Source organism: Planotetraspora sp. GP83 (assembly GCF_041262585.1).
Lineage (GTDB): Bacteria > Actinomycetota > Actinomycetes > Streptosporangiales > Streptosporangiaceae > JAOEGB01.
The window spans coordinates 15,087-36,623 of record NZ_JBGCBZ010000038.1; the positions used below are offsets into that span (position 1 = coordinate 15,087).

The following is a 21,537-nucleotide window of genomic DNA, read 5'->3' on the forward strand; positions in this document are numbered from 1 at the left end:
GTCAGCGGATAATGGACCCCCATCGGTTGAGCCGCCTGAAGCGGGGGTCGAGTTGCTCGCCATCAGCCCGTTACGACCGGACGATCGGGAGCGGCTCGGGGACTACCGGCTGCGCGGCCGGATCGCCGAGACCGTCCGGAGCGTGTCCTATGCCGCGGAGTCAGGCTCCGGCGAGCGGACGGTCGTCACGCTCTACGACGTGGAGCTGGACGACCCTGACCGCTTCCTGACCACCATTGACGCCCTCCAGCGGCTCCCGGCCTTCTGCCTCGTGCCCATCCTGGACGCGGGGACCGTGACGGGCCGGCCGTACATCGTGACCGAGCACGTGGACGGTCCCACGCTCGTGGAGGAGGTGCGCGAGCACGGGCCACTCGCTGGACCGGCGCTGCACCGGCTGGCGGTCGGCACGGTCACCGCGCTGGTCGCCGTCCATCAGACCGGCGCCGTGCACGGCGGCCTACGCCCGGACGCCGTGCTCCTCTCCCCTGACGGCCCCCGGGTGACCGGCACCGGGCTGGCGCCGATCCTGGAAGCCGCCTCCACCGCCACCACGCAACCGGTCACCGCGCTGAGCCCGCTGACACCGGAAACCCTCATCGGGGATGCGCCCGGGCAGCCCGCCGACATGTTCTCCTGGGCGGCCGCGATGGTCTTCGCCGCCACCGGGCGCCACCCCTTCGAGGCGGACTCGGCGGCGGAGTCCGTGAACCGGGTGCTCAACGAGAACCCGGATCTGCCGGCCCTCGACGAGCCGCTGCGCGGCCTGGTCGCGCGGTGCCTCGCGAAGGACCCCGCCGAACGACCCGGCTCCTCTGACGCGCTGCTCACGCTGGTGGGCCACTCCCTGCTGACCGCGCGTCTCGACCTCGGAAAGATCGGCCTACCGTCCCCTCCCGGCCCCACCGCCGTCGGCGCTCCCTCCGATCCCGCTTCTCCGGACGCGCCGTCCTCCCCCGATCCCGCATCTCCGGCCGCGCCGTCCTCCCCCGCCGCGCCCGGCATAGCCGCCGCGTCCGCGTCTCCTGGGGAGCCCTCCTCCTCCCCCGCCGGACGGCCGACGGCCGTCACGCCGGCGGCTGGTACTCCCCGGGCCGTGCCGTGGTGGGGCTGGCTGGGGTACGCGCTGGCGGGGCTCGCCATCGCGCTCGCCTCCGGGGGCGGGGTGTACGCGGTCGTGTCCCGGCAGCAGCCCACTGCCACACCGGCTTCCTCGGCTGCTGCTCACGGTCTCGACGCTGAACGGGAAGACCCGGCTCGTCGTGGGCTTCGCCGTCGTGGACCCGGCGGCCAGGAAGGCGGCCTTCACCCGGGTCGACGACCCCGGCGCGGGCGACTCGCCGTACCTCTGGGGCCCGGACGGCTCGTCCGTCATCCGCCGTCCCGGCCCGGACAAGGACGGGGTCGGCGTCTATGCCCTCGACGGCACCGTACGGCGGACGATCCAAGGGGTGCGGTGGACCGACACGGCGCCGGCTGATGTGTCCCCGTCGAGCCGGTTGCTCGCCGCCCAGTGCCCGGGGAAGGCCGCACTGGCCTGTGTGGTCGAGACGGCGAGCGGCAGGCGCCTGGCTCGTTTCCCCCTCCCCTCGAAGGGCGGGCTGTGGGGCTGGTTCAACGAGGACCACCTGCTCGTGTTCGACAAGGGCCCGACGCCCTGGCAGGTCCGCATCGTCGACCTCACAGGCAGGACTGCCCGGCCCTTCGCCGACTTCACGGGTACGGACGACACCTACTGGCTCGTCCACATCACCACGAGATGAACCGCGCCATCCCTGCGTGCGGAGTTGGCCGGAAACGATCGCCGAGCCGTACGGCGAAGCTTATGTTGATCTCGTGGCTAATCACCGGTTTGAGGTCATCTGTGAGATCGAGCCGCCGACTCGGCCCGACCTGAAGCACGTGCGGCACCAGATCGGAACGCTCGGCAAGGTCGCCGACGCCTTCTTGATCCCCGACAACCACATCGGCCGCGCGACGGTCTCCAGCGTCGCGGTGGCCCACGAGGTCGAGGCGATGGGCGGGCGAAGCATCGCCTGCCTCAACTCCCGGGACCGCAACCTGCTGGGCTTTCGCCGGGACCTGCTGACCGCCGCAGCGTACGGCGTCGACCAGTTCCTTTTCGTGTACGGCGACAAGCCCACGGCGGGTGGGAGGACCAGCGAGCTGAACGTGCGCGGGATGATCGAGGAGGTCCGTACGGCGGCGGAGGACGCCGTGTTCGCGGGGATGCGGCCCTTCCGCGTCGGCACCGCGGCGGGCCTGCGCCCGCTGCCGGCCTGGAAGCGGGCGGCGGACTTCGTGTTCGTCCAGGCGAGCTTCTCGCTGGAGGCCCTGCTTCGGTGGCGTGAGGCCAATCAGGTGGACGTGCCGGTGTACGCCGGGGTGATGGTCGTGGCCAGCGAGGCTCACGCCCAGCGGCTCGCCGCTACCATTCCGGACATAGACATCCCTCAAAACCTGGTCGGCAAGGTCGCCGCCGACCGCCGCGCCGGGGTCGAAGCCACCTGCGAGCTCGTGGTGCAAATCAAGGAGTCAGGCGCCTTCGACGGGGTTCACGTGATCCCGGTAAGCCGCTACCGGGAGGTGGCCGCACGCCTGGAGACCATGCTGGCCTGATTCGCCAGGACTCTGTCGACCGCTTTGTCGATCACTTTTGTCGACGTCGACCGCTTTGTTAACCGCGCCGCTTGTCGTCTGACCGCGGTAGGCCCTCATCGCTCTCCTCGGACCGCGGCCGCCAGCGACCTGCCGTCGCGTCGTAGCTCGGCCACTCGTCTCAGAGCGGCCCGGACCTCGGTCGACACGAGCGCCGCGATGAGCCACGACAGCGCCGCGGAGGTGAGGCAGAGCGTGCAGAAGGTGCCCGTCAGAATCGGCTGAGCGATCACCAGGACGACGCCCGTGACGGCAAGGACGGCGGCGGTGAGCCCGAGCAGGACGACGATCCAGGGCCGGTCGTGCCAGCGGCTCCGCCCTCCGCTCAGCTCCAGCACGGCCTCGACCAGATAGGCGGCCGCGCCGAGGCTCGCGTCCGACACGGGGAGCATGCGGGAGATGGCCGACGTCAGGACCTTGTGCGAGCCGTCCCCGAAGATCGGGTCCCACACGGAGTGGAGCACGCCGTACTGATACAGCGCCAGATAGGTGGAGATGGCGCAGCCGATCAGAGCGAGAAGGGCGATCGGCACGCGGCTTCTGAGCGAAGAGGGACCATCACGCATATCTGTCCGCCTACCCTCACCGACCGGGACAATCTCGATGCCCGGAAGGTTGGCGGGTTCTTGAGCCGTTCACGGTCGTCGAGGGATTGCCCCGGTGAGGGAGGAACAAGCAGCGTCATTTGTAACAGCCGAGTCGGCCGCGGGCGAAGGTGATGGACATGAGGCGAGGCGAACCCAGGATCGTGGTGATCACCGGCTCCAGCGCGGGCGTGGGACGAGCGGCCGCCCGGATGTTCGGCGCCCGAGGCGACAGCGTCGCGCTGCTCGCCCGGGGAGAGACGGGCCTCGCGGCCGCCGCCCACGAGATCGAGGCCGCCGGGGGCCGGGCACTCGTCATCCCCACTGACGTCAGCGACTACCGGCAGGTGGAGGACGCCGCCAACCGGGTGGAGCAGGAGTGGGGACCGATCGACGTGTGGGTCAACGTCGCCTTCACCACCGTGTTCGCGCCTTTCACCCAAATCACCGCGGAAGAGTTCCGCAGGGTGACCGAAGTGACCTATCTCGGCTACGTCCACGGCACCAAGGCCGCCCTCAACCGCATGCTCCCCCGCGATCACGGCACGATCGTCCAGGTCGGCTCGGCTCTGGCGTACCGTGCCATCCCGCTGCAGTCCGGGTACTGCGGGGCCAAGCATGCGATCAAGGGCTTCACCGAGTCTCTGCGGTGTGAGTTGCTGCACGACAAGAGCAGGGTGCGGGTCACCATGGTGCAGATGCCCGCGCTCAACACGCCGCAGTTCGACTGGGTGCTGTCGCGGCTGCCGAACCGCCCGCAGCCCGTGCCGCCCATCTACCAGCCAGAGGTAGCCGCGCGGGCCATCGTCTTCGCCGCAGACCATCCGGAACGCAAGGAGTTCTGGGTCGGCGCCACTACCGCCGCCACGCTGCTGGCAAACAGGATCGCTCCGGCTCTGATCGACCGCTACCTCGGCAGGACGGGGTACGGCTCTCAGCAGACCGACGAGCCCCACCGGCCGGACAGCCCGGCGAACCTGTGGGAGCCGGCGGACGGCAAAGACGGCCACGACTTCGGCGCCCACGGCCGTTTCGACTCCCGGTCGCACTCCCTGAGCCCGCAATCCTGGCTCTCCCGCCACCGCAGAGCCGTGACGGCGATAGCCGCCGGAGCAGTCCTCACCGCCGCCGCCACCCGCCTCCGCCGGGCGAGCTGACAAGGGGGTCACCTCCAGTGGAGTGGTGTATGAGTCGATCTCCGCGTGATCCCGTTTCCGCAGGTTAAGCGGTGAGTGTCTGCGGGCCGCCGTGATCGTCGGTCTACGGCCGTGACAACTGGTTCGCTATCCGCGGCCGATCCGGTGGACCGTCCACCCGGCCTCGTCCCACCAGCCGTCGTTCAGCGCGCTGCGGGCGTCGATGACCACACGGGACGCGACCACTTCGGCCACCTCCTGGGGGTGGACGGCGCGGAACTGCGGCCATGCCGTCATGACGAGCAGCACGTCCGCCCCCTCCGCAGCCTGCACCAGGTCTTCGGCGTAGGTCAGTTCGGGGTGGGCGGCCCGGGCCGTCGGGATGGCCATCGGATCGTGCACGGTGACGTGCGCACCCTGCTGGTGCAGGCGGGAGGCGACGTCCAGGGCAGGCGAGTCCCGGATGTCGTCGGTGCCGACCTTGAACGATGCGCCCCACACGGTGACTCGGCGGCCGGTCAGCGCGCCGCCGCACACCTTCAAGGTCAGGGCCACCGCATGGTCGCGGCGGGCGGCGTTGATCCGGTCGACGACCCCCAGAAGTTCCACCGCCTGGTCGACGCCGAGTTCCCCGGCCCGAGCGGCGAACGCCCGGGTGTCCTTCGGCAGGCAGCCTCCGCCGTAACCAAGCCCGGCGTCCAGCATCGCCCGGCCGATCCGCGGGTCCAGGCCGATCGCGTCGGCCAGATGCGCCACGTCTCCGCCGGCTGCCTCGCACACGTCGGCAATCGCGTTGATGAAAGAGATCTTCATGGCCAGGAACGCGTTCGCGGCGCCCTTGACCAGCTCACACGTGGCCGGGTCGGTCACCACCAGCGGCACCCCGATGTCGGTGATCGGCTTGTACGCCTCGCGGATCAATCGCTCAGCCTCCATGGAGGAGACGCCGGCGACGATCCGATCCGGGCGGAGCGTATCGGCTACGGCGTGGCCCTCCCGCAGGAACTCGGGGTTCCACGCCACCCCGACCCGGTCGCCTGCCGGGGCCAGATCCCGCACGAGCTCCTGGACGGCGGCAGTCGTCCCGACCGACACCGTGGACTTGCCGACGATCAGGCACTCGCGGTGCAGGTGCGGGGCCAGAGCCTCGACCGCCGCGTAAAGCTGGCTGAGGTCGTAGTCACCCCGGCCGGGCACTCCCGGCGTGGCCACGCCGATGAAGTGCACGTCGCCGAACTCGCCGGCATCGGCGAAGTCGGTGGTGAACCGCAACCGCCCGGAGGCGACGTGCCGGGCCAGCATCTCGTCCAACTCGGGCTCGTGGAACCACGCCCGTCCAGACCGCAAGGTAGCGATCTTCGCTTCGTCGATATCCACCCCCAGAACGTCATGACCGATCTCCGCCATCGAGGCCGCGTGAGTGGCTCCCAGATGGCCACACCCGATCATCGTCATCCGCACGTTCCGGCCGTCCCTTCTCCTGGAGGTGCTCAGTGAACTCAGCATCATCGGATGCGGCCGTCTCGGCGCCCCCTACGCTGCCGGAATGGCGATCGCGGGCAACGAGGGCCTCGGTCTGGACGTCGCCCCGACCACCGTGTGCACCCTGTCTGCGGGCTGCGCTCTGCTTGACGAGCCCGGCCTGGCCGAGGCTATCGCCGATCACACCACGGCGGGAACGCTTCGCTTCACCACCGCTTACGACGAGGTAGCAGCCTTCGCTGACCTGCACATCCTGTGCGTGGGCACCCCGTAGCGGGCGGACGGGCGCTCACCGCGCTGTGCGAGGAAACCGGTGGCGACGTGGCTGAACTATCGCACGCTGATGTTGAACCCGCGGATCGCAATGCGGGCGGAAGAGGCGCACGGCAGGAGCCCTTCTGCTCCTGCCGTGCGCTCCCGACAAGCCGGTCACGCGTGCGCGTGAGCCCTGTGATCGATCCCGGAACCGATCACTGCTCTTGCCGAGGTGGATGGGACGACGGGACTCCGTGATTCCGTCACACCGTCGCGCCCGTTTAGGGAGCCTCTTCTCGAAGGAGCCCTGCCTCGTCGACGGTCCGGACGCGTTGAAGGTAGAGCGGGGCGATCAGCCGAGCGGCGCCGGGCGCATCGTGGAGCGGGTGCGACTCCCAGCGCCAGTCAGGGCCCACCCAGCGGAACCCGTGCTGGAGACTCACCCAGACGACGAGCGTCGGAGCCAGGCTGAGCGCCGGGTCGCCCGCGCTCAAATACAGAACGTCGCGATCCTCGGCAGGGACCTCAAGGGCAGTCAGCTCCCGCCGCAGATCCGCGAAGGCCTCATCTTGGATCATGACCGCGCCTCCGCTGCACGGCTGCGCGATGGCCCCGAAGCGGGCGTGGCAGGCGGCGAAACACCCCGTGCTCTGAAATTCCGCTCGATCTCCTGAGCCTGGCGCTCCAGTTGCGCCGGTGTCCGCGACTCGATGTGCGGCGCGGCGGCGAGGTCGCATGTCCTTGGCAGAGCCCAGAAATGACCGGTGTGCTGGCCGTACCAGACGATCCAGGACGGCAGGCGCGCCGCGAGCAGTCGCACGGCGTGTTTCGCGTTCTCATCCATGTGGGTGTCCCTTGATGTTTGGCGGAAATCGGATCAGTTCCAGTAGCGGGCGAGGGGTCTCACGGTGGGCGCCGAACAACGCAGGGACGGCGAACCAGACGCCCTTCCCCAGTTGTCCGCTGTGACTGAGCCGGGTCGGGTGAACCCCGCACTGCCCCTTGGTCAAGCTCGCAACGATGGTCAGGCCGAAACCGCCTTCGTCCAGATAGGCGACACCATCGGGATCGGCCGCCATAGCCGTGGGCATGATGGGGGTAGCCGCCTCGGCGAGCCGTTTGGCGATGAGGTCCCCCTGGCCACCGGCGTCAACGATCTCGCAGGCGATGGGAAACCCTGCGTGGCGGACGATCCGCATCTCGCAGGCTCCGTCGGTGTGGACGAAGGCGTTGGTCGCCAGTTCGCTGACCACCACTTCCGCATCTTCGAGTGCCTGACCGTGCAAATACTCGATGACCTGCGGACGCAGGAGACGGCGAACCTGTTGCGGACCGTGCTCCCGCATCAACGGCCAGGCCATGACCCGGATCAGGCCGTCGTCCACGACGATCTGTGCTGGTTCGGCGTACGTCTGCGAGTCACCATGGGGGTCCATCCATGCTCCCGGATCGTGGCCATTTGAATCGTGGCCGTCCTGTGGTGGGCACGCCTGGACAGTGAATCTCGCCCTGGCGGTGGATCGCGTGCAATGGATCGCGTGTAATTCGACCGGCTTTCCTGACGGCTCAACGGTCTGCCACCACCATGCTCCTTCCTGCGTGGCTCAAGACCACGGCCAGACCTCAGTCTTGGGGACCCGTTCGAGCGATTTGCGGAAATCAAGGAGCTGCACGTGACAGGAATCGGCGGCCAGATCGCCGATTCCTGTCCGACCACACCTGAGGTGGTCGGTGAGGTCGTAGCGTTGTTCCGACAGCAAGCCTCGGGGCGGTCACCGGGAAGGTGCGTGCGATGCCACAAAAGTCGCGCAGCCTCAAGCAGCAGATGGACGTGTTAACGGCCGAACTGCGCGGACGCGGCTTTTCGTGGCGAGAAATCGCGGCGGACTACCAAGTCCGGTTCAAGCTCAACCCGTTGCGGGCCTTTCGCGAGGCGCACCGATATACCCAAGCCAAGGTGGTCCGCCTATGGAACGCGCGCTGGCCCGAAGACACGCTCAGCGAACGCAAGCTTGGAGCCTGGGAAGCCTGGCCATCGATAACGGGCAACGAGCCGCCCCTCGCCGGTCTCGAACGACTGGCCCACATCTATCAATGCCGAGCCGGAGACCTGGTTGGTGGTGACGACCACGGTCATGCCGACCAGCACGGCTCCACTCAGCACACGCCCGTTTCGGGCGCCGATCGGCAGCCCGCCGGTCGTCGCTCACTCAGCCCATCCGATGTCGCCTCTTTCCTGGACGGTCTGCCCACCGACCTCGCTGCTGCTGGCGTGGCCGACGCTCACGACCTACGGGCGCCGGCCACGGCCCGGCTGCGCGAGCAAGAGTTCGGCTATCTGGTCTCGGCCCTCACCCAGTGGGCCGACGTCATGAAGCGTCGGGACCTGCTCGGGGTGATCGCGGCCGCGGCAGCCGCCGCGCATGCCTCTCCGCTGCTGGCTCACCTGGGCGAAGAGGAGCTACAGCGATTGGCCCTGACAGCGAAAGCGCCATCCCGGGTCGACGCGACAGCGGTCGACCATGTGGCGGCGATCTTGCGCCACGTCATTCGACAAGAAGACATCCTGGGTCCCCAAGCCGTCATGGAAACCGTGCTCGCCCAGCAGGGTCTGGTCCAACGGCTGCTGCCAGCGACCGCCAACGAGGGGCTTCGGCAGCGGCTGATGACGCTGTTCGCCGACACCTCCCGGTTCATGGGATGGCTGCTGTTCAATTCGGGAGACTTCGCCGGTGCCGACTACTACTACGGGCAGGCATTGCGCGCCGCCCACGAGGCCGACGACGACCTGATGTCCAGCTATGTGCTGGCCCAGCGATCCCACCTGGCCACCTGGACCGGCGATCCCCGTCAGGGCGTCGAGCACGCCTTGGGCGCGCTTGTGTGGGCCCAGCGGGGCGGAAGCAACATCCTGGTGGCCTATGCCCAAGACGTGGGCGCCCGCGCATACGCGGGCGTCCTGCGCCGCGAACGTGCCCGCGCTCAAGGCAAAGACTATGTACGGTGCCGGACCGCGATGACTGCGGCCCGTGCGGGGCTCGCCGCCTCAGGTCCCGACGATCCAGGCCGGGCGCTGGCGTACTTCTTCGAGCCGAATATGCTCACCCTAACCAGCGCCCTATGCCAACTGGACATGGGCGAACCCGATCAGGCGATCGCCGACGCCCGAGCGGCCATGGCCGCGATGGGCGGCCAGTTTCCGCGAAACCGGGCGTTTGGGCACCTGTATCTCAGCAGGGCATACACCCAAAAACGCGAGATCGCCGAGGCCTGCGCCGAGCTCGTTCAGGTCGCCAGACTGACCGGACGCAACCGCTCTCAGCGTGTGGTCACCGTGGTGACCGGAGCCCGCCAGGCCCTGTCGCCATGGAATCGAACCGGCGCCGTGGTTGCGCTGGATGAGCAACTGCGCAGCTATGGCCTGGGGACCGGCAGATCCCGAACGTAGATGTCGTACGCATCCGCGATGTCGCCGGGTGCACCGGTCAACCGGCCTGCGCACTGCCACCCCCAGGACCGGTAGAGCCTCTGGTTGGCTTCGAGGCGTGGCTCGACTGCCAGCGTCGCCCGCCGCGCCCCGCACCCGGACAGCACGGCGTCATGAAGCGCCCGCCCGATGCCCTGACGGCGCGCGTCGGGGAGAACTCCCATATCAATGAGCGCAAACGTGCGGTCGCCCGTCTCGGCGATGAAATCCGGCTCCAGCGGCTCCAGCATCCCGTCCCACCAGGCGGTGTCCGGCTGAAGGAACGCACCGTAACCGAAGCCGACCAGCCGCTCCGCCCGCCGGGCGATCGCCAGCCGAAAACCCCGGCGGCCCAGCAGCGTCTGATAGGTGGCTTGCTGGTGAGCGAACTGCTCGGGTCCTTCGCTGTTGGGCGGCGCCCCGAACGCCGCCTGGTAGACGGCGCCGACCTCATCAGCCAACGCCATGGCGTGGACGGCGTCCAGCACCTCGACCTTCACCAGTCGGCCAATACCCCCGGCCATCTGCCCGTCCGCCTGCTCGCCGGTCACCTCGCCCATGTCTCAATATCCTCTCGTCTGACCTCGATCCCGTACCGTACTTGCGTCCGGCATCACCAGGCATGGTGGATAGACGGTGTCTGCCCGTTCATAACAGTTCAACGGTTTACTGACGAGAACCCCGGCCGAGGCCCGGACATACTGCGGGCGGCGATCCGCGAGATGGTCCAGCGGTGATGGAGCGCAGCGTCCCCGAATGCGGCAGGGCACTTACCCGGACTGGTTGCCGCAGCACTGGCCGCTGGGCTGGGTGGTGACGACATGCTGGGGTAACGGCTCGACGTGCGAAGACCTCGACGGAGGCGGAACGCCACAGGTTTTACTGGCGTTGCTGGGCACCGATTCTATGGTGCTCGCGATGGTACCGAATGTAGGCTAAATCGATTTTGTGTTTTACAGTGAGGTCACCAATAGTCTCACCATTCTGATCAATTATCTTATAGTCGTCATCAATGATGATTGCGCCATAGGAAAATAGGTCGCAATGGTTCGGGCAAAGACACAGCATGTTCGCTTTTACGTCCGGGCCACCATGCGGAAGTTCCAGCTTTCGTATATAGACAATAGAGGCGATCCGAAGCCCGCCAGCCACATCCAACGTGATATCACACACCTGGCACATATAGCCATAAAGTCTCTTAATTTCGATAGCGCTTTTCGTGTCCGCATACCTGCCTATAGCTGTACGCATACTACGGCGACCTCCAGGCTGGTAGGTGTAGCTCTTGCCTGGACGGCGACCTGTATTCGAAATCTTCTCAAGACGAAATTGCAAGATAATGGGCCCATCAGCGCTAGGCCGGGTCCAGTAGTCTGTCACTAAGAATAGGCCGTCGTAGCTATAGCCAGCTGATGGCGAAAATTGCGGATCCCCTCCTGCTCCACGCACGACGCGTACAGGTAGGCCTGTCATAATACTTTCGAGCAATGCCGCGTTACCGGAATCCTCAAGCGACTGGTCCCGTATCTGTACACCCGTATTAGGATCGCGCCCACCATGCCCAGTGTAAAAGATAAAGGTGCCGTAGTCTTTATCGTCACGATACCCGCCGGACACTACGATCGATTCTGCTCCACCACGCTCGGCAGTTCCACAGATGCCCGCCTGTAAGGGGCGATGAATCTTAGCGTTATGAAGATCGCGTCGGCTCTCGAATAGCGCGTCTTCGTCGATTCCTGGAATCGCACCGTAGCGCGCGCCTCCAGGCGGTTCATGACTAGCACGGTTTCGAAATAGTGGAATTTCCTCGCTCAACCCACCGTCACGTCGCTGAGGAATCGGCATCCTCTTCTCAAGGAGCGCCGTCCGTACGTGTTCAAATAATGTTCCCACTGTTAATATGGTCGGCTCACCGGGAATACCGCCCTGGATAAGGTTGATCAATTCTCCTGTGAAAACCGTATACTTCTCTCCCGACAGCGCTAAAGACGGCTTATTTTCCGCAGTAGATGCTATAAGGAAAGTACCGACCGCTGCCGCATTATTCACCAAACTTATCGTAGATTCATCAGCATAGCCCATCTCACCGAAGGCGCGTCCGCTATAGCAGCAATCGAGGATAACTATACGCCGCTTCGCCCGACTCTGTTTTAGTTCATCCCTGAGGTAATTATAGGCAGTAGACTTATACATACTTAGCCCATCCGACCCAACTAGGGTCAGATAGAAGTCATTTCCGGTGGAGTGAATCTGCCCATGTCCGGCGAAATAAACGATAAGAGCGTCAGTCGCTTTAGCGGCCGCATCTCGTACTGGATCCAGCATCTCAGAATTGCTTCTCGGATTATGCACTACGGCGCAATTGGCGGCTGGGATTCCACAGAAATAGTCGTCCAGAAAAAGCTCTCGCAGGCGCGAGAGATTGTTTTCTACAGCCGGAAGCTGAGCTAGTGTCGTGTACTCGCTTGTGCCAATAAGCACGGCATATGAGTTTTGCAGTTCAAATAACTCACTCATGACCTTGCAGTGCCTTCACGATTTTCACTGCGATTTCCGCATCCCCCTCGGGGAGGACCACTCTGATGTCGCCGCTCTCAATAGTCATCGGCGGGCGCTCCCGGCGAGTTTGTCGCCACGCCGCGATGGTGGCCGCCAGACCTGGGAGCTGCAGACCGCTGGCTATCACGAGCGAGATGAGATCGAGCGCGTCACCCATGGCACCGCGGTCAGGAGCCTTAGGGACCAGCGAGACATCCGCATGGTGGCGAACATCTGGATCACTAAGCAGCCAGTCGTAAAGCGACTTCAGTTCCTGATCAGTCTCGTCCCCAAGAAACCGAAGATCGATCTGCACCGAGCTCCCCTTTCTGCCTTCCTCGATCATGCCAGACAAACCTACGCCAGAGATGCATGGGTGCGGTAAACGGCATCACGCACACACACAGGCGAAAGGGGACATTAAGGAACGTACTGGCTATATAGGTCGTATCGCCCCTTCTTTATCTCGGGGCGGCACATCGTATGAGGGTGCTCCCTCGACGCTGAAGGTCTGGGACACATGAGAGGTAATCGTACGCAGCACAGGCTACGTACGCGTTCGTGCAGGCCATGCCATGAAAGCCAGATGACCTTGCGCCAACTACCAGAGCAGTCAGATGCATCCGTAGGCAACCGCAGATCGGTGTCGCGGCATCCGACGATGAACAGACGTGGTTGCAGGGACTCACGCCTCGGTGCGGAACCGTTCGTAGCGCTCTTCAAGAAGGTCGTGGTCTGGGCGGTCAGCGCGTCGCGGGGGGAGCACAAGCGGGAGGTGGTGCATCTCTTGGAGTCCGTGCTTCAGCATCGGTCCATCGATCTCCTCCAAGATGTCAGCGCGCACTTCGATGACGTAGTCCGGCCGGACACCGAGGATGTTCTCGTCGTATGCCGCGTGGTGAATTTTGCAAAGAGCCAGGCCGTTGGAGACTGCCGGGACGCCTCGGGCGTCACGATCGGGAATGATGTGGGCGGCATCCAGTAGTGAGCGGTATCGCAGGCGGCACATCGCGCAGCTCGTCTCGTAGGCCTAGATCACCCGCTGCCGGAACACCGGCTGGTGGAGACGCTGCCTCGTGATCCGTTCGGAATAACGGCGTTCAATTGCGCTCACTGGGCCGTCGACCGAGATGTGCCGTTGCGCCTCATCCAACGCGACGGCAACTTGGGACTGCTCCGTCTCGACCGCGACGATCCATACAGGGGAAAATGGTAGGTACAGCCCCTGCTTGATGCCGAAGAACCACATCAGCGGAACCCCCAACTCGAAGGCCGCCTGCAGCCCAACGTTGGTGTAGTGCTGGGGATTGCCCTGGAACTTGTACCGCAGCAGCCCATCGGAGCCCACGGCGTCCTCGTACGGCGCGCGGGCACCGTCGGAGGTGTAGGTCGTCAGAATCGACAGCGCGGCGGTCATCCCCCGTGGTTTCCGGATACCTAGCTGGGGGTCTATGAGCGGGAAGGTCCGCCCCTCAAACTGAAAGCCGAGCAACTCGTCACGCCGAACGACAGGATTCTCGGGCGTGCAACGCTGACGAAGCCATGCCATGGCTGCCGCCCGTAAGCGGCTGTCCAGGTCGTCACTCAACGGCATGATCACAACTTGCGTTTCTATACCCAAGGCCAGGGCTGCCGCTAGAGATTCGTGCAAGCGCTTGAAATGACAGCGCCTAAATCCTGCCTCGCCTTACGGATATCCGCGCCACCCCGTGCGGGCGGTCCCGTGAGGCGCCCGCGCGAGGTGGTGGGGCGTCAGTGCTGAGGGCGTCGTACTGTCTGGGGAGGCGGTAGCCGCGCTCGGCGAGCACCTTGCGCAGGCGGTCGGGGTAGTCGGTGATGATTCCGTCCACGCCGTCGTCGATGAGCTTGTTCAGGGTGGGCTCGTCGTCGACGGTCCACGGGATCACCTTGATGCAGAGGCTGTGCGCCTCGTCGACCATCGCCTTGGTGACGTACGGGCGGTAGCCCGGGTCGGTGACCTTGCCGTCCTGCGGGAAACCGTGCACAGGCGAGAACGCAGCGGCGCCGAACGACTTGATCGCCTTCAGCGGGTCGCCTCCGAAGTCGTCGATGTCGATCCCGCCCAGCCACGGCGACGCGCCGGACTGCCCAGTCTGGAGGAAGTCGTAGTTGGTGAGGGCGACCAGCGGCAGCCGCGGCTCGACCTCGCGCATGCGGATCAACGACCCCCAGTCGAAGCTCTGGATCGTCACCTGGCGCAGAATGTGGGCGGCCCGGATCTCCTTGACGGCCTCCTGGACGAACTGCTCCCGAGGCGCGGTCTCGCTCGGCGCTCCCGCCTCCACCTTGGTCTCAAGGTTGATCTTGACGTCGTTCGCGCGATAGCTCTTGACCAGCTGGAACACCTCGCTTAGCAGCGGCATGCGGGCACCGGGGGCCGGCCGTTGCCCCGGAAACTCCGGCAACGTCTTCGAGCCGCAGTCCAGGGTCCTGACCTGAGCGAGAGTGAGCGTGTTGATGTACTTGCCGACGTAGGGGTAGGAGGGGGTCGCCAGGCGTCACGGGGCCGGTGTCCTGGCACTTCCTGCCGTCCACCTTGCGGTCGTGGGTGACCACGGCCCTGCCGTCCTTGGTGATCTAGATGTCCAGTTCCAGCGTGCTCACGCCAACCCGAAGACCGTTGGCGAAGGAGTCGAGGGTGCTCTCCACCACCAGTCCGAGCCCGCCCCGGTGGGCCTGCAGGTCGAAGCTGTCGTGGCGCCGGGGGTTCGGGGAGGCGCCCGGGTCGGCGAGCGCCGAACCCGTGAAGGCCGCGACGTCCGCCCCGGCGAGGACCATACCCATGGCGGCCGTACGAATTTCGATCATCGGTGGCTCTTTCCATTCGTGGGGGTCGCGCGGAACCCGTAAAAGCGCGACGGCGGGAAGAAGGCGCATGGCGAGCGGGCACGGAGCTTCCGCGAACCGATCGCCCCGCCATCCGATAACGTGCCGACCGATCGTGACGGTACGGCGAATCTGAAAAGAAGCTGCGGAGACCGATGCGGTTCGCCTGAACGGCGCTAAGGAGCTTGGGGACGGCGCAGCGCTCGACAGGCAGCGCGTCAGCGCTCCTGGTCCTGGAGGGCGTAGTCGACCGCGCGGTCGAGCCTCATCTTCGTCCCGCTGCGGAAGGCCCTGGTGAACGCCTGGGGCGCAAGCGCCTGCTGGGCGTCCTCGTGACAGTGCTGGTGCGAGCTCATCGTGTACCGCAAGTCGTCCGGCGAGGAATCGATGCCCTGCCAGAGCGTGTCGGCGGCGCCCAGCAGCCGGGCGGCGCGTTCGTGCAGGCCGCGCGCGCCGGCCGTCCAGGCGAGGACCTCCAGGCAATGGGTGAGGCACCACTGGTCGTTCACGACCCGCAGGAGGGGAACCGCTTCCCGCATCATGGCCTCGGTACGGCGCCAGTCGCCCTGCCTCCATGTGGAGATGCCGATCGCGAGCAGCGCGTACGCCCGGAAAAGGGGCGCGCCATAGGCGTCGCACAGTGCGAGAAGCTGTTCACCGAGCGCTTCGGCAAGGTCGGAGTCCTCGGCTGAGCTGAACGCGGCGGCCTGGAAGAGAGTGCGGCCGAGAGCGTTGTTGTCGCCGGCCGCCCGATGACGGGCGAGGGCGTCCTCCATGAGCGCCAGCCCGCGCCGGTATTCCCCGGAGGCCAACGCGGCAAGGCCCTCGATCTGTACGGCGAGCGCGATGGCCGCCTCGTCCCCGATTTGCTGTGCGAGGCGGCGGTATTCCTCCAGCCGCGGCGTCGCCGCGGCGAGATCGCCCTGATGGATGGCGAGTTCACTGTCGGACGCCAAGGCGGTCAGCCGTGCCGTACTCGCTTCGGGCACGAGAGCCAGCCCTCTTTCGAGCCAGTGCCTGCCCTCGGTGAGGGAGCCCGAGACGATCCAGTAATCCCACAGCGAGGACGCGATCTCCAACCCCATCGGCGCATCGCGGGGCCGGCAGAAGCAGAGGTCGAGTGCGACGCGCACGTTCGGAAGTTCACGCTGTAGGGTCCAGTACCGTTCGAACTGGTCGGGAACCAGTCGGCCGATCCGGTTGCGCTCGGTCAGACGCCAGTAGTGATCCCGATAGCGCCGGGACAACACCTGCTCCTCCGCAGCGGTCATGTGCTCATGGCCGTAGGCGCGGAGAGTCTCCAGCATCCGGTAGTGGACCTCCGGCTCCCGGTGTTCGACGGTCAGGATGGACTTGTCCGCGAGCCCCGCCACCAGCTCGTACACGTCGTCACGGGCGATCCCGTCACCCGCGCAGACCGCTTCGATCGTCTCCAGGTCCACGCCGGCGGGGAACATGGAGAGCCGGGCCCACAGCCGCCGCTCATCCGGTGAGCACAGGGCGAAGCTCCAGTCAATGGTCGCCCGCAGGGTCTGGTGGCGCGGCAACAGGGCGTGATCGCCGTTGGCCAGCACCTGGAAGCGCTCGTCCAGCTCACGGACGAGCTGGTCCACCGGCACCACACGGAGGCGTCCCGCCGCCAGTTCGATGGCCAGCGGGATCCCGTCCAGGCGCTGGGCCACGTGGGCGACGGTCAGGGCGTTGGCCGCGTCGATCCCGAAGCCGGGCCGTACGTGCACGGCTCTTTCGACGAACAGCCGCACCGCGTCGCACCGGGCGATGCCGCGAACGGTGTCGGCCAGGTCAGGGACGGGCAGCGACGGCACCTTGAGGATCTGCTCTCCGGCCACCCCGAGCGCCTGCCTGCTCGTGGCGAGGATCCGCAGCCGCGGGGCCGCGCGAAGCAGCCCGTCAACGAGGTCGGCGCACTCCTGCAGCAGATGCTCGCAGTTGTCCAGGACGAGGAGCATCCGCTTGTCCATCAGATAGGCCGTCAGGCCCGGCACCGCGTGCCGTCGGGTGTCGCTGAGCCCCAGGGATGCGGCTACGGCGGGCTCCAGCAGCTCACCGTCTTCCAAAGTGGCCAGTTCGACGAACTCCACCCCGTCCGGGAACCACCCCCGCACGGATGGGGCGATCCGCCGCGCCAGCCGGGTTTTGCCGACTCCGCCGGCGCCGGTCAAGGTCAGCAGCCGCGTTTTGGGCAGCAGCCGCCTGACATCGGACATCTCTTTCTTACGCCCGATGAAACTGGAGGCCTCGGCCGGCTGGTGATCTCGAGTGAGCTCGTCCTGGGCAGTCATGGTGATCCACCACTCAGATGGCGTGGCGATCCGGGAACCGCCCGCCCCGCAGAGGGCTCTCACGGGCACGCGACCCGCATATGCCCTGGTAGTGACGATACTATCCCGCGCCGATCAACGGCCGGACACCTGCGGGATCCTCGGCGGGAGGCCTCATCCGTCACCTCTCGTCCGGGCGTCTCGTCGGGTCGCGTAGAGCGCTCGCGCATCTCGCCTCCCATCGCGTCGCCCGGCCAGGTCGCGGCCAGGCCGTGGCCCGCCCGCTGGGAGCAATACCGAAGAAATCTGTGACCCGGGCACCGCCCGTGCCGTACGGCCCTGTGACGACTCGATCAGCTAAGGCCTCTGATGGTGAACCGATGTACCGCGCGAGGTCTCAGATGGGTGCCCTGGGCCACCTGGAAGTCCCCAAGGGCACTCAGACACGGTTTACAGGTGTCTGTATGTGCCAGATGCAGCGGTCTCAATCAACAAGGGGGAGTCGATGGGAGAGCGCCCTACGCGTCCGCGGAACTTACAGCACGGCGGCGGCGCGTCCGACGATGTGACAACCGAGCTCTATTCGCAGGTGTTCGCCTCCCTGCGCCGCGCTGGGCGTTCGTGCCGCCTGTCGTGGCGGCGGTCGTGGTGGCGGTCGTGGCGGCGGTCGTGGCGGCCCCGCGCGTGGTTCCGGCGGGACCGCCTCCGGAAAGGTCGCAACTGGACATCCTCGGGGCGGTCCTCGCGACGGCGGGAATCTCCGTGCTCGGCTACGGACTCGTGGAGGCGCCCCAACGGGGGTGGACGTCGTCCATCACGCTGAGCTCTCTGGTCATCGGCGCGCTCCTGCTGCTGCTGTTCGTCCGGACCGAGTCTCGTACGGCACAGCCGCTGCTGCCGCTCTCGTTCCTGGCCTCGCCGCGCAAGGCCGTCGCGCTCGTCGCGGTGTTCCTCGGCTCCGCCGGCATCACCACCATCTTCTTCATGCTCTCCCTGTATCTCCAGCAGGTCAGAGGATTCTCGCCGATCGAGGCGTCGGCGGCGTTTCTTCCTTTCGGGGTCGCTCTGGTGGCCACCGGGTTGTCCGTCGCCAGGCTGGTCCATCGCTTCGGCGCCCGAGCGGTGACCTCGGGTGGCCTGCTGGTCGCCGCGGCAGGACTCGCGCTGCTGAGCCGGATGGGCGTGGACACGCCATACCTGGGCGTCGTCCTGGGCGGCCTGCTGCTCTTCCCTGTCGGAGTGGGCTGCGTCTTCGCCGGGGCAACCGTCTCGGCGACGATCGACGTGCCGGCGCGGCAGGCCGGGCTGGCCGGCGCGGTGGTGAACACCGCCCTGGAGGCCGGGCCCACGCTGGGCCTCGCCGTACTGGTCACGCTGGCCTCCGCCCGCACGAGCGCCCTCAGCGACGCGGGCGCCGCCCCGGCGTCGGCGCTGACCGGAGGGTTCGGTTTCGGGCTGGTGATCGCTGCCGTCGTCTTCGCCATCGCCGCGTTCGGAGCGGCGCGCCTGCTGCGACCAGGTCCCCGTAAGTAGGAAAGAGGCCGTTGGAAGGAAAGGACCGCCGGCTGCCGGCGTTCGGCAACAGAATGCGGCGGAGGAGCACCACCTGGACACGTCGCACGGCCAAGCACGACCAAGTACTACTAAGCACGACGAAATCGAGGAGTTAGGAAATGACCGCACGATTTGAGGGCAAGGTCGCCCTGGTGACCGGAGCCGGATCGGGCATCGGCCGCGCCAGCGCACTGGCGTTCGCTCGCGAAGGCGCCACCGTGGTCGCGGCGGGGAGCCGGCCGGAACCGATCGACGAGACGGTGCGGTTGATCGCGGAAGAGGGCGGCAAGGCCAGTTCCGTGGTGGCCGACGTCTCCCGCCCCGACGACGTCGCCCGGCTCGTCGAGACGGCCGTCGAGCGTCACGGCGGCCTGCACATCGCCCACAACAACGCCGGTGTCTTCCCCAAGCCCGCCCCGGTCGCCGATCTCGATCTGGATGCGTGGAACGCCACCCTGGCCGTCAATCTGACCGGAATCCTGCTCTCGATGAAGTACGAGATCGGCCACATGCGTGACCACGGCGGCGGCGTGATCGTCAACATGGCGTCCAACATCGGCTACCACGGCCGCCGCCCCGGCATGGCCGCCTACGCCGCGTCGAAGACCGCCGTGAGCGCGCTGACACGGGTGGCGGCGCTCGACCACATCAAGGACGGCGTGCGGATCAACGCCGTGAGCCCCGGCGCCACCGACACCGCCATGTCGCTGCGGCCGGGGGAAACCGAGGCCGACCGCGCCGCCCGGCTGGCCACCGCGGTTCCCCTCGGGAGGGTCGGGCAGACCGCCGAGGTCGTCGCGGCCGTGCTCTGGCTCGCCTCGGACGAGTCCGCCTTCGTCGTCGGGCACGACCTCGTCGCCGACGGCGGAGTCACAGCCTGACGCGGAGTCACAGCCTGACGGCGGAGTAGTCACGGCCTGACCTGCCCTCGCCCGGCGCTTCACGGGGGCGCCGGGCCCCGGGCCCCTGGTCCCTGGCCCCGCAAGAGCACGTGCCCGCGTTCCTGAACGGTCCTATTCGCACCTTGACCGGCGACGTCGACGGCGTCGGCGGCCGGCCACTCACGCGCAGTCCATTGCCACGAGACCGTCCTCGAACGCCGCGACGCCTTCACCGAACTCGGAGCGGGCATCCAACTCGCGCCGAACGCGGTCCACGCCCTCGACCGTCTGGGGGTGGGCGACGAGGTACGCGGCCTCGCGGTCTACAGCTTGAGGACGCAGTGCTCCTTGGCGACCTGCTCGACTGTCTGGCGGACGATTTCCCGCAGCGCTTCGAGAAGTACAACGCCGAGCGCCGCCATCGCACGGCCAGAACGCAGTTCGTCTCACGTGAGATGGGCAGGCGGCTCTACCACCCGGCCGGCATCGAGGCGCGGGCGAGGAACGACATGCTGTCCTCCTACTCCCCCACCGACCTTTACGACAAGGTGGCCTGGCTGCACGGCGCCACCCATTTTCGGTGTGGACCGTACGGAAGAAGCCTGAGCGTCAGAGGACTGGCGAGGGGCTCATTCCCAGGCTCATTCCCAGGCCGTGAGCCGGATGAACTCCTCCAGCGAGAACCGGCCGTCCCCGTCGACGTCGCCGTCCAGGTCCAGCGAGCCGATCGCCTCGGCGGGCAGCTGTGGGAAATACTCGATCAGCTCCGCTTCGGTGATGTAGCCGTCGCCGTCGCGGTCGATCGCTTCGAATTCGCTCTTGAGGGCAGCCAGTCGCTCTTCGGGGAGTTCTTCGGACACCGTGACCTGTCTTTCCTTCAGTACGTTCGCCTCGGACGGCGACAAACCTCCGCCAGCTTAGAAGGAGCTCCAACATGGTCCCGACCCGGCTCCCGGCATGGGTTCCCAGCTCGGGCCTGGGCTTGACCCGGCTCCGGGACCGCGGCCCGTGCCCGATCCCCGTCATGTCTCCTCGGGGTCGCGTCCGAGCACCGAGCGGCCGCCGTCGACCGGGACGATCGCCCCGTTGATGAAGCTCGCCTCGTCCGACAGCAGGTACGCCACGGCGGCCGCCACCTCTTCGGGGCGTCCTACCCTGCCCAGCGGATGCAGTAGCCGCATCTCGTTCTCGATCCGGCCGGCCGCGGCGGGCTCCTGCTGATCGAGAAAGGCCGCATAGCGCTCTGTGCTGATCGAACCCAGCGCGACGGCGTTGACCCGGACCCCCCGGGGCCCGTAGTCGACCGCCAGCGCGCGGGTCAGCCCTTCGGCCGCCGCCTTGGCCGTCGCATACGGCAGGGCCCCGCGGACGGCCCGTTGGGCCTGATGCGAGGAGACGTTGACGATCGCACCGCCTGCCCCGGCCGCGAGGAAACGACGGATGGCGGTGGCACACCCGACCACGGCGAGGCTGAGGTTCATCGCGATCAGGTCGACAACCTCGCGCGCCGGCACCTCGTGTAAGGAGGCGTCCCGGAAGACCGCGGCGTTGTTCACCCAGCCTGTGAGCGGCCCCGCGGCCTCCGCCAGATCGGCGGCTCGCTCGGTGACCGCCTCGTCCGCGGCGTCGCCGGCCACCGCGACCACGCGTGCGCCGGCCGGGTGGCCGGCCGTCCAGGCGAGCGCCGCCGGATCGAGCTCGATCACGACGACGGTGTCCGCGTTCCGGAGCAGTCGCTCGACGATCGCGCGGCCGATGCCCCGGCCGCCTCCTGTGACTACGTAGGAACGACCCACATCCACCCCTTCGGAGATCGGAACCCCCGCGCTGCCGTACTTCCCATGCGGCGTGGGG

23 protein-coding genes are annotated in these 21,537 nt (G+C 67.0%); 8 read left to right on the plus strand and 15 right to left on the minus strand.

Translation table 11 applies throughout. The features are described 5' to 3' along the window. Window positions 1-52 precede the first annotated feature (52 nt). From ABH927_RS32985 to ABH927_RS32995, 3 genes are all read left to right on the plus strand, one after another. On the plus strand, window positions 53-1,480 hold the full coding sequence (locus ABH927_RS32985) for a serine/threonine protein kinase (RefSeq protein ID WP_370028201.1): 1,428 nt from the start codon (window positions 53-55) through the stop codon (window positions 1,478-1,480). Then, window positions 1,452-1,763, plus strand: a complete 312-nt coding sequence (locus ABH927_RS32990) for a hypothetical protein (protein WP_370028203.1) — start codon at window positions 1,452-1,454, stop codon at window positions 1,761-1,763. Before ABH927_RS32985 ends, ABH927_RS32990 begins: the two co-directional genes overlap by 29 nt. A gap of 73 nt (window positions 1,764-1,836) precedes the next feature. Continuing rightward, window positions 1,837-2,619, plus strand: a complete 783-nt coding sequence (locus ABH927_RS32995; RefSeq protein ID WP_370028206.1) for a methylenetetrahydrofolate reductase — start codon at window positions 1,837-1,839, stop codon at window positions 2,617-2,619. A 95-nt stretch (window positions 2,620-2,714) separates the two neighbouring features. Here the strand turns inward: ABH927_RS32995 and ABH927_RS33000 are convergent, their stop codons facing one another. Next, window positions 2,715-3,191, minus strand: coding sequence for a vitamin K epoxide reductase family protein (locus tag ABH927_RS33000; RefSeq protein ID WP_370028208.1), 477 nt, complete (start codon window positions 3,189-3,191; stop codon window positions 2,715-2,717). Between the two features lie 185 nt (window positions 3,192-3,376). Here ABH927_RS33000 and ABH927_RS33005 point away from each other — a divergent pair, with 185 nt between their 5' ends. Then, the gene (locus ABH927_RS33005) at window positions 3,377-4,399 is read left to right on the plus strand and encodes an SDR family oxidoreductase (RefSeq protein ID WP_370028211.1); all 1,023 of its coding nucleotides are present in this window, start codon (window positions 3,377-3,379) and stop codon (window positions 4,397-4,399) included. Between the two features lie 126 nt (window positions 4,400-4,525). Here ABH927_RS33005 and ABH927_RS33010 read toward each other — a convergent pair whose 3' ends face one another. Beyond that, on the minus strand, window positions 4,526-5,884 hold the full coding sequence (locus ABH927_RS33010) for a UDP-glucose/GDP-mannose dehydrogenase family protein (RefSeq protein ID WP_370028214.1): 1,359 nt from the start codon (window positions 5,882-5,884) through the stop codon (window positions 4,526-4,528). Between ABH927_RS33010 and ABH927_RS33015 the strand changes: the two genes are divergently transcribed. Then, a complete protein-coding gene (locus tag ABH927_RS33015; RefSeq protein WP_370028215.1) occupies window positions 5,799-6,134 on the plus strand; it encodes a hypothetical protein in 336 nt (111 codons plus the stop codon). The two genes, ABH927_RS33010 and ABH927_RS33015, sit on opposite strands and share 86 nt — an antisense overlap. A gap of 262 nt (window positions 6,135-6,396) precedes the next feature. Here ABH927_RS33015 and ABH927_RS33020 read toward each other — a convergent pair whose 3' ends face one another. From ABH927_RS33020 to ABH927_RS33030, 3 genes are read right to left on the minus strand one after another with little or no spacing between them, the layout of a single operon-like run. Continuing rightward, on the minus strand, window positions 6,397-6,693 hold the full coding sequence (locus ABH927_RS33020) for a hypothetical protein (RefSeq protein WP_370028218.1): 297 nt from the start codon (window positions 6,691-6,693) through the stop codon (window positions 6,397-6,399). Next, entirely contained in the window at window positions 6,690-6,959 is a 270-nt protein-coding gene (locus tag ABH927_RS33025; RefSeq protein WP_370028221.1) for a hypothetical protein, read from the minus strand. The genes ABH927_RS33020 and ABH927_RS33025 overlap by 4 nt, the downstream gene beginning before the upstream one ends. Beyond that, window positions 6,952-7,551 (minus strand): ATP-binding protein, encoded by a 600-nt coding sequence (locus ABH927_RS33030; RefSeq protein ID WP_370028223.1) that lies wholly within the window; start codon window positions 7,549-7,551, stop codon window positions 6,952-6,954. Before ABH927_RS33030 ends, ABH927_RS33025 begins: the two co-directional genes overlap by 8 nt. Before the next feature lie 356 nt (window positions 7,552-7,907). Between ABH927_RS33030 and ABH927_RS33035 the strand changes: the two genes are divergently transcribed. Next, the gene (locus ABH927_RS33035) at window positions 7,908-9,563 is read left to right on the plus strand and encodes a hypothetical protein (protein WP_370028226.1); all 1,656 of its coding nucleotides are present in this window, start codon (window positions 7,908-7,910) and stop codon (window positions 9,561-9,563) included. On the opposite strand, the gene ABH927_RS33040 is transcribed toward ABH927_RS33035, so the two are convergent. The 8 genes from ABH927_RS33040 to ABH927_RS33075 form a co-directional block, all read right to left on the minus strand. Beyond that, window positions 9,530-10,141: a GNAT family N-acetyltransferase gene (locus ABH927_RS33040; protein ID WP_370028229.1), complete on the minus strand. Its 612-nt coding sequence runs from the start codon at window positions 10,139-10,141 to the stop codon at window positions 9,530-9,532. The two genes, ABH927_RS33035 and ABH927_RS33040, sit on opposite strands and share 34 nt — an antisense overlap. 319 nt (window positions 10,142-10,460) lie before the next feature. Beyond that, window positions 10,461-12,098, minus strand: coding sequence for a caspase, EACC1-associated type (locus ABH927_RS33045; protein WP_370028232.1), 1,638 nt, complete (start codon window positions 12,096-12,098; stop codon window positions 10,461-10,463). Beyond that, entirely contained in the window at window positions 12,091-12,465 is a 375-nt protein-coding gene (locus ABH927_RS33050; protein WP_370028234.1) for an effector-associated constant component EACC1, read from the minus strand. The genes ABH927_RS33045 and ABH927_RS33050 overlap by 8 nt, the downstream gene beginning before the upstream one ends. 339 nt (window positions 12,466-12,804) lie before the next feature. Further along, window positions 12,805-13,128: an HNH endonuclease gene (locus ABH927_RS33055; protein WP_370028237.1), complete on the minus strand. Its 324-nt coding sequence runs from the start codon at window positions 13,126-13,128 to the stop codon at window positions 12,805-12,807. Window positions 13,129-13,149: 21 nt separating this feature from the next. After that, a complete protein-coding gene (locus tag ABH927_RS33060; protein WP_370028240.1) occupies window positions 13,150-13,713 on the minus strand; it encodes a hypothetical protein in 564 nt (187 codons plus the stop codon). A 76-nt stretch (window positions 13,714-13,789) separates the two neighbouring features. After that, a complete protein-coding gene (locus ABH927_RS33065; RefSeq protein WP_370028243.1) occupies window positions 13,790-14,545 on the minus strand; it encodes a glycerophosphodiester phosphodiesterase family protein in 756 nt (251 codons plus the stop codon). Window positions 14,546-14,717: 172 nt separating this feature from the next. Further along, window positions 14,718-14,948 (minus strand): hypothetical protein, encoded by a 231-nt coding sequence (locus ABH927_RS33070; RefSeq protein WP_370028246.1) that lies wholly within the window; start codon window positions 14,946-14,948, stop codon window positions 14,718-14,720. Window positions 14,949-15,184: 236 nt separating this feature from the next. Beyond that, complete coding sequence (locus ABH927_RS33075) at window positions 15,185-17,269, minus strand: NB-ARC domain-containing protein (RefSeq protein ID WP_370028249.1); 2,085 nt, start codon at window positions 17,267-17,269, stop codon at window positions 15,185-15,187. 600 nt (window positions 17,270-17,869) lie between these two features. Here ABH927_RS33075 and ABH927_RS33080 point away from each other — a divergent pair. After that, entirely contained in the window at window positions 17,870-18,781 is a 912-nt protein-coding gene (locus ABH927_RS33080) for an MFS transporter (protein ID WP_370028252.1), read from the plus strand. Window positions 18,782-18,921: 140 nt separating this feature from the next. Then, window positions 18,922-19,683, plus strand: a complete 762-nt coding sequence (locus ABH927_RS33085) for an SDR family NAD(P)-dependent oxidoreductase (RefSeq protein ID WP_370028255.1) — start codon at window positions 18,922-18,924, stop codon at window positions 19,681-19,683. A 641-nt stretch (window positions 19,684-20,324) separates the two neighbouring features. Here ABH927_RS33085 and ABH927_RS33090 read toward each other — a convergent pair. Continuing rightward, window positions 20,325-20,588 carry an EF-hand domain-containing protein gene (locus tag ABH927_RS33090; protein ID WP_370028258.1) on the minus strand — a complete coding sequence of 88 codons (264 nt, stop codon included), beginning with the start codon at window positions 20,586-20,588 and terminating at the stop codon, window positions 20,325-20,327. A 117-nt stretch (window positions 20,589-20,705) separates the two neighbouring features. Continuing rightward, window positions 20,706-21,479: an SDR family NAD(P)-dependent oxidoreductase gene (locus ABH927_RS33095; protein ID WP_370028261.1), complete on the minus strand. Its 774-nt coding sequence runs from the start codon at window positions 21,477-21,479 to the stop codon at window positions 20,706-20,708. Between the last annotated feature and the right edge of the window lie 58 nt (window positions 21,480-21,537).

What these genes read in the sequence shown, in the direction of transcription:
- ABH927_RS33005 (WP_370028211.1), top strand. Translation starts at nt 3,377, where the DNA reads ATGGACATGAGGCGAGGCGAACCCAGGATCGTGGTGATCACCGGCTCC.
- ABH927_RS33010 (WP_370028214.1), bottom strand. Translation starts at nt 5,884, where the DNA reads ATGCTGAGTTCACTGAGCACCTCCAGGAGAAGGGACGGCCGGAACGTG.
- ABH927_RS33020 (WP_370028218.1), bottom strand. Translation starts at nt 6,693, where the DNA reads ATGATCCAAGATGAGGCCTTCGCGGATCTGCGGCGGGAGCTGACTGCC.
- ABH927_RS33025 (WP_370028221.1), bottom strand. Translation starts at nt 6,959, where the DNA reads ATGGATGAGAACGCGAAACACGCCGTGCGACTGCTCGCGGCGCGCCTG.
- ABH927_RS33030 (WP_370028223.1), bottom strand. Translation starts at nt 7,551, where the DNA reads ATGGACCCCCATGGTGACTCGCAGACGTACGCCGAACCAGCACAGATC.
- ABH927_RS33035 (WP_370028226.1), top strand. Translation starts at nt 7,908, where the DNA reads ATGCCACAAAAGTCGCGCAGCCTCAAGCAGCAGATGGACGTGTTAACG.
- ABH927_RS33040 (WP_370028229.1), bottom strand. Translation starts at nt 10,141, where the DNA reads ATGGGCGAGGTGACCGGCGAGCAGGCGGACGGGCAGATGGCCGGGGGT.
- ABH927_RS33045 (WP_370028232.1), bottom strand. Translation starts at nt 12,098, where the DNA reads ATGAGTGAGTTATTTGAACTGCAAAACTCATATGCCGTGCTTATTGGC.
- ABH927_RS33050 (WP_370028234.1), bottom strand. Translation starts at nt 12,465, where the DNA reads ATGATCGAGGAAGGCAGAAAGGGGAGCTCGGTGCAGATCGATCTTCGG.
- ABH927_RS33055 (WP_370028237.1), bottom strand. Translation starts at nt 13,128, where the DNA reads ATGTGCCGCCTGCGATACCGCTCACTACTGGATGCCGCCCACATCATT.
- ABH927_RS33060 (WP_370028240.1), bottom strand. Translation starts at nt 13,713, where the DNA reads ATGCCGTTGAGTGACGACCTGGACAGCCGCTTACGGGCGGCAGCCATG.
- ABH927_RS33070 (WP_370028246.1), bottom strand. Translation starts at nt 14,948, where the DNA reads ATGATCGAAATTCGTACGGCCGCCATGGGTATGGTCCTCGCCGGGGCG.
- ABH927_RS33075 (WP_370028249.1), bottom strand. Translation starts at nt 17,269, where the DNA reads ATGACTGCCCAGGACGAGCTCACTCGAGATCACCAGCCGGCCGAGGCC.
- ABH927_RS33085 (WP_370028255.1), top strand. Translation starts at nt 18,922, where the DNA reads ATGACCGCACGATTTGAGGGCAAGGTCGCCCTGGTGACCGGAGCCGGA.